Annotated in this window: 6 protein-coding genes; 3 read left to right on the top strand and 3 right to left on the bottom strand. The window is 68.1% G+C overall.

Going from position 1 to position 5,604, the window contains the following annotated elements:
• From ETD85_RS59685 to ETD85_RS59675, 3 genes are all read right to left on the bottom strand, one after another.
• Positions 1 to 296 (bottom strand): hypothetical protein (locus ETD85_RS59685; protein ID WP_138698662.1); only part of this gene is annotated, 296 nt, incomplete at its 3' end.
• A gap of 3 nt (positions 297 to 299) precedes the next feature.
• Positions 300 to 1,247 (bottom strand): ribonucleotide-diphosphate reductase subunit beta, encoded by a 948-nt coding sequence (locus ETD85_RS59680; protein ID WP_206059589.1) that lies wholly within the window; start codon positions 1,245 to 1,247, stop codon positions 300 to 302.
• The gene (locus ETD85_RS59675) at positions 1,244 to 2,560 is read right to left on the bottom strand and encodes an MFS transporter (protein WP_138698661.1); all 1,317 of its coding nucleotides are present in this window, start codon (positions 2,558 to 2,560) and stop codon (positions 1,244 to 1,246) included. Before ETD85_RS59675 ends, ETD85_RS59680 begins: the two co-directional genes overlap by 4 nt.
• A 164-nt stretch (positions 2,561 to 2,724) precedes the next feature.
• Between ETD85_RS59675 and ETD85_RS59670 the strand changes: the two genes are divergently transcribed.
• The 3 genes from ETD85_RS59670 to ETD85_RS59660 all read left to right on the top strand — a co-directional run bounded on the left by ETD85_RS59670 (position 2,725) and on the right by ETD85_RS59660 (position 5,549).
• Entirely contained in the window at positions 2,725 to 3,237 is a 513-nt protein-coding gene (locus ETD85_RS59670; RefSeq protein ID WP_138698660.1) for a VOC family protein, read from the top strand.
• 780 nt (positions 3,238 to 4,017) lie between these two features.
• On the top strand, positions 4,018 to 4,425 hold the full coding sequence (locus ETD85_RS59665; protein ID WP_138698659.1) for a Zn-ribbon domain-containing OB-fold protein: 408 nt from the start codon (positions 4,018 to 4,020) through the stop codon (positions 4,423 to 4,425).
• Complete coding sequence (locus ETD85_RS59660) at positions 4,422 to 5,549, top strand: thiolase C-terminal domain-containing protein (protein ID WP_138698658.1); 1,128 nt, start codon at positions 4,422 to 4,424, stop codon at positions 5,547 to 5,549. Before ETD85_RS59665 ends, ETD85_RS59660 begins: the two co-directional genes overlap by 4 nt.
• Positions 5,550 to 5,604: the final 55 nt, after the last annotated feature.

Genomic DNA, 5,604 nt, shown 5'->3' with positions numbered 1-5,604 from the left:
GCTGTGTATAAGAGACAGCCCTCCCGCAGCTTCTCCCACGTCGCCTCCCCGGCGGCCAGCACGTAGTCGGCCTCCACCGGCCCATCAGCGATCTCCGCCTCAGCGCACTTGCCGTCCTTCCAGGTCAGGATCAGATACGAGCCCGTCTCCCGCACCCCCAACGCCCAGGAGGCGGTGTAGCCGGCGCGGGCGCGATCGATCCACTGCCAGTACGCGGGAAGCTTGCCCTCCTGTGGAGGCCCCGCGTCCACGGCAGAGCGGGCGGCTTCGGCCCATTCCTGGGTGAAGAAGCGCATACGTCACCCTCCGGCGAGCTCTGGTTCGATGCGAGAGACCATGTCCTGGATGTCCGGCGGGAGTGCGATGCCCACGTCCACCAGCTTCATGTGGAGCTGGCGGATCATGAGCCGCCTGACCTCCTCCGGCGACCAGCCCAGCGATTCGAGGGCGAGCCGGCGGCTGGTGGCGCCGTTGACGGCGAGGATCGTACGGAGCGTCTCGTGGATCTGGAGCAGCAGCCGCGGATCCTCCTGCACGGAATCGCGCAGGAACCGCATCCCGAACTGGACATGCCTGGCCTCGTCGCGGCACGTGGCGGTGAAGCCGGTGTAGTAGCCAGGCAGGAACCCTCGTTCCCTGCAGTAGGTCAGCGTGATCTTCATGACGGACAGCGCGAGCACGCCCTCGATCCACAGGAAGTACGTCGTGCCGTACCGCACCCGGGCGGCCGGGTCCTCCGGGTCCTTGCGCAGCTCATCGGCCTGGTAGGCGAGCAGCCCGAACGGCCCCACGAACGTCTCGGAGACGTGCTCGAACGACGCGTCCAGCACCTCCTGCACCGAGTCGCCGGGCATGCCGACCACTTCGCGGTAGAAGCGGTCGAAGAACACGGTGTGCCGCGCCTCGTCCTCGATCTGGCTGGACATGTAGATCTTGGACTCTTCGGAGCCGCCCAGCATGAACACCGGCAGCTCCACCTCCACCTGCCGCTCCCCGTGGTGGAAGCCGGCGGAGATCCCGACGAAGGCGTCCCGTTCCTCCTGGGACATGCGCTCCCGCCAGTCCACCACGTCCTGCGCGAAGTCCAGCTCGTAGACGTCCCATCGCTGGCGCAGGTAGCGCTTGTAGAGCTCGGTGTAGTCGGGCAGGCGCTTGAGGTCGCGGTGCACGTAGGCGAGCACGTCGTCGATGTCGAGGTCCGCGATGCCCCGCAGGTCGGAGTCGGCGACGGCGGACAGCTTGCTCACCCTTCGGCCCTGCCGACGGCGACCGGGGCAGGAGCGGAGACGGTACGCCGCCACGGCCCGTTGAACAGCAGGATCGCGGGGATGAACAGGACGAGGCAGCCCAGCGCCACGAACAGCCACGTCTGCCAGTTCGTCGCCTCGACCACATGCGGGATGACGAGCAGCCCGATGACGGCGATGGCCTTGCTGAGGAATCCGAACAACCCCCAGGCAGTCCCCTGCAGCCGCGGGTCGGCGTCCTCGGCGTCCTCGGAGTAGTTGGCCATCCAGGGCGCGTACGCGACACCGAGCGAGCCGCCGAGCAGCGCGCCCACCACCATCAGCGTCCCGGTGGACACGCCTTCCTGCCCGAGGGAGATGGCGAGGTAGGCGGTGACGAGGACGGCGGCGATGGTTCCGCCCAGCGAGAACGGCTTGCGCAGCTGCAAGCGGTCGGACAGGCGCCCTGTTACGATCAGCGTGATCAGATTGAGACTCCAGAACGCCGCCATGATCGTAGAAGCTTGAGCACTGGAGATTCCGAGCGCCCCGACCAGCATCGTCTGCCCGAAGAGCGACAGCGTGATGTAGAGCACGAGCCACAGCGAGATGCCGATGACGTGGGCCCAGATGTTCCGCCTGGCGAAGAGCGAGCGAATCCGCGGCGGCTGACCGAGATCGACGACCTGGGTCGCAGCGCGTTCGGTGTGCTGGATCCTGGCCCGCAGCTCGGGTGACAGGTCCGCGATGTTGAACGCGATGACCACCGAGATGACCAGCGAGAAGCAGCCCATGATGACGAACTGCGAGCGCCACGAATCGTTGAAGATCGGCAGGGTCCAGCCTGCGACGGCGGCGGCGAGGAAGTTCGCGCCGACGGGGCCCCAGGTCCAGAAGCCGAACGCCTGAGCACGTCCCAGCCTCGGGGAGAAGTCACGGATGAGCGGCGCGGTGCTGGCCATGGCCACGCCGTCCACGAAGGCCAGCACGATCCTGGCGATCAGCAGGTCGCGCGGGCTGTGCACCAGCGTCATCGCGAAACAGCACACGGCCGTCAGCGCCATGAGCGGGATGAGCAGCCGCACCCGGCCGACTCGGTCGGTGAGTCTGCCGCCCAGGATGGAGGCGATCGCTCCGGCCACCGCCGCGGTGCCCGACACGGCGCCGTACGTGGCCAGGGTCATGTCTAGATCTTTGAGGAGCAGCGGCACGACTGGTGCGATCTGCCCCTCGTAGGAGCCGATGAGGATGGCCAGGACGGCCATTGCGAGGATCTTCATCCGTCGTGCGCCGGTCGGGTACTCGTTGAGCTCACGGACGTAGGACAGCCCCATGGGTAGCCTTTCTGGTCGGCTGGACCCCCCGTCATAGTTCTAGAAGTAAGCTCTAGAATCTATTTCTGAGATGCTGCTCCTCACATCGCCTGACGTCAAGAGTGCGCGCGGAGTCGCGCGCTAGAATCAAATTCTAGGATTCGCTCGGAGTAAGGAGTCGTGCGTTGGACCTGGAACTCGACGGCCTCGACGTGTCCTTCGACCACACGGCCGTGGCCGCGCCCCGGATCAGGGACCTGCTGCCGATCTATCGTGACCTGCTCGGCGGCCGGCATCTGGGCGGCGGTGGCGACAACCGGGTCGCCGGCTATCGCACGTTGCAGCTGACCTACGCGAACGGCGGAAAGGTCGAGGTCATGGAGCCGCTGGCCGGCTCGTCGTTCTTCGACAGCTTCTTTGAGCTCACGCGGGGGAGGGGTGGTGTGCACCACCTCAACTTCCACGTCGGGGATCTGGACGCGGCCGTCGCCGTGCTCACCGGGCGTGGTTATCGCCTGCATGGGCTCAATCGGGGGGATGTGCGCTGGCGGGAGGTGTTCCTGCATCCGAAGGAGGCGCATGGGGTGCTGATCCAGCTCGCCCAGCCGGGAGTGCGCTCCCCGGATGAGCCGCGACCGACGCTGGAGGAGGTCCTGGCCGGCCGCGGCCGAAACGGCAACGGCATCCCCAGCCCCTGATGATCCGCAGCCCCTCACCACCGCCCCAACCTCTCGCCGTCCCCGGCGTCTGACCGTCTCCCGGTCCCTTTTGAGTCCCGTGTTCATGCTGGGGTCCGTGCAGGGGCCCGCGCCCGTGAGGCTGGGGTCGTAGGGCTGGGTCCGTGGGGCTTGGGTCCGTGGGGACTTGCTGCGGGTCTGTGCTGTGGGTCTGTGTCCGCGTCCAGGGTCGGGGCGGTGCTGGAGTTTGTGGCCGCGCCGCGAGTTCGGGTGCCGGGGCAAGTCCGTTGCGGTTGGAAGACTCCGGCATTCGCGCCGAGGCGTCGGGCTTGCGGCGATAGCAGGCGTCGGGGGCGCGTCTGGGGGCTCCCGGGCAGCCTTGACTCCTGAGGGGCCGTGCTCCGGGCTGGGTGAAGCTTCCTGTGCTGGGTGGAACCCCTGAGCCGATGGGACTTCGGGTCGGGTGGACCCCAGGCTGGAATGGGGCCCGTGTCGGGTGGACCCCAGTTCGGAATGGGACCCCTGGCTGGAATAGGACCCCGGCCGGGTGGACCCAGTGCGGCATGGGACCCCAGGCTGGAATGGACCCGTGTCGGGTCGGAGCCCTGCGCTCGGCGCGATCCCCGTTCTGGACGGATCTCGTGCTGGACGGATCTCGTGCTGGACGGATTCCGTGCTGGACGGATTCGTGCCCGGTGGGACTTTGCTGCGGGGGGTGATGGCCTGTGGGTGTGATGGGCTCTTCCCTTGGTGCCGAACATAGATCTAGAGTGGAATTCTAGAACTAGATTGGGGAGGCCGATGAAGCCGACACCGAGGCCCACGCCCGAGACCCGGCCGTTCTGGGACGGCGCAGCGGCGGGAGAGCTCAGGATTCAGCGTTGCCAGACGTGCGCGCGGCACTACTTCTACCCGCGCCCAAGTTGCCCGCACTGCGGCGGTGACCAGATCGAATGGGTACGCGCGAGCGGCCGCGCGACCCTCTACTCGTACGTGATCAACCACCGCCCCGCGCCCGGTTTCGAGGAGGAGGGGCCGTATGCGATCGCGGTTGTGGAGCTGGAGGAGGGCGTGCGCATGATGACGAACATCGTGGGCGTCGAGAACACCCCCGAGAACCTGACGCTGGACATGGAGCTGCAGGTGGTGTTCGAGCAGCGCGGGGACGTCCACGTGCCGCTCTTCGAGCCGGTCGGAGGCGCCGCATGACCATCGTGATCGCAGGCGCCGCGGAGACGGACGAGGTGGGCCGCCTCCCGGACCATTCGACCATGCAGCTCCACCTGGAGGCCGCCAGGAACGCGCTGGCCGACGCGGGCATGACGAAGCACGACATCGACGGCATCGCGACCGTCGGCACGCCCGGCCCGATCCAGATCGCCCACGCGCTGGGGATCACGCCGACCTGGCTCGACGGCACGGGCGTGGGCGGATCGTCGTTCCTCTTCCACGTACGGCACGCCGCCGCCGCCATCCGCGCCGGCATGTGCCGTACGGTGCTGATCACCCACGGCGAGTCGGGCAGGTCGCGCGTCGGCGCGCCCCGCTACGGAATGGGGTCCGACTCGCTGCTCGGGCAGTTCGAGCTGCCGTACGGGGTCGTGGGGCCGCCCACGTCGTTCACGATCACGGCCCTGCGCTACATGAAGGAAACCGGGCTCACGCACGAGCAACTGGCGGAGGTGGCGGTCGCGCAACGCCGCTGGGCGAACCTGAACCCGAGGGCCATGTACCAGGACCTGATCACGGTCGACGACGTGCTCGGCTCCAAGATGGTGGCCTATCCGTTCCACCTCCTGGAGTGCTGCCTGGTGACGGACGGAGGCGGCGCGCTCATCGTCACGTCGGAGGAGCTGGCCCGCCGATCACCGGTCTACCTGCTGGGGTCGGGCGAGTCGGCGGAGTCGCCGATCATCTCCCAGATGGAGGACTTCACCACGTCCAAGGCGTTCCGGGTGTCGGGGGAGTCGGCCTTCGCCGAGGCCAAGATCGGGCACGAGGACGTGGACCACCTCATGGTGTACGACGCCTTCGCGCACGTGCCGATCTACGGTCTGGAGGACCTGGGGTTCGTCGGCAGGGGAGAGGCGGGCGCGTTCATCGCCGAGGGCCACACCTCGCCGGGCGGGCGCCTCCCCCTGAACACCAACGGCGGCGGGCTGTCCTACACGCACACCGGGATGTACGGCATGTTCGCCATCCAGGAGTCGGTACGGCAGCTGCGCGGCGAGGCGGCGGCCCAGGTGCCCGGGGTGGAGCTGAGCGTGGTGCTGGGCAACGGCGGCATGTTCGCCTCGGCCGCGACCCTGGTCCTGTCCAACCGCCTTCCCTGAACGTAGCCGGGCTCGGCGGCTCCGGCGGTCGTACGGCAGGGGCAGGGGCAGGGGC

This window comes from Nonomuraea zeae (assembly GCF_005889725.1).
Classification (GTDB): Bacteria; Actinomycetota; Actinomycetes; order Streptosporangiales; family Streptosporangiaceae; genus Nonomuraea; species Nonomuraea zeae.
The sequence above is the reverse complement of the archived record's forward strand: the minus strand, read 5'-3'. Positions and strand labels throughout refer to the sequence as shown.

Bases quoted from the DNA above. Each gene is read 5' to 3' on its own strand.
- ETD85_RS59675 (WP_138698661.1), bottom strand. From the start codon at position 2,560: ATGGGGCTGTCCTACGTCCGTGAGCTCAACGAGTACCCGACCGGCGCA.
- ETD85_RS59665 (WP_138698659.1), top strand. From the start codon at position 4,018: ATGAAGCCGACACCGAGGCCCACGCCCGAGACCCGGCCGTTCTGGGAC.
- ETD85_RS59660 (WP_138698658.1), top strand. From the start codon at position 4,422: ATGACCATCGTGATCGCAGGCGCCGCGGAGACGGACGAGGTGGGCCGC.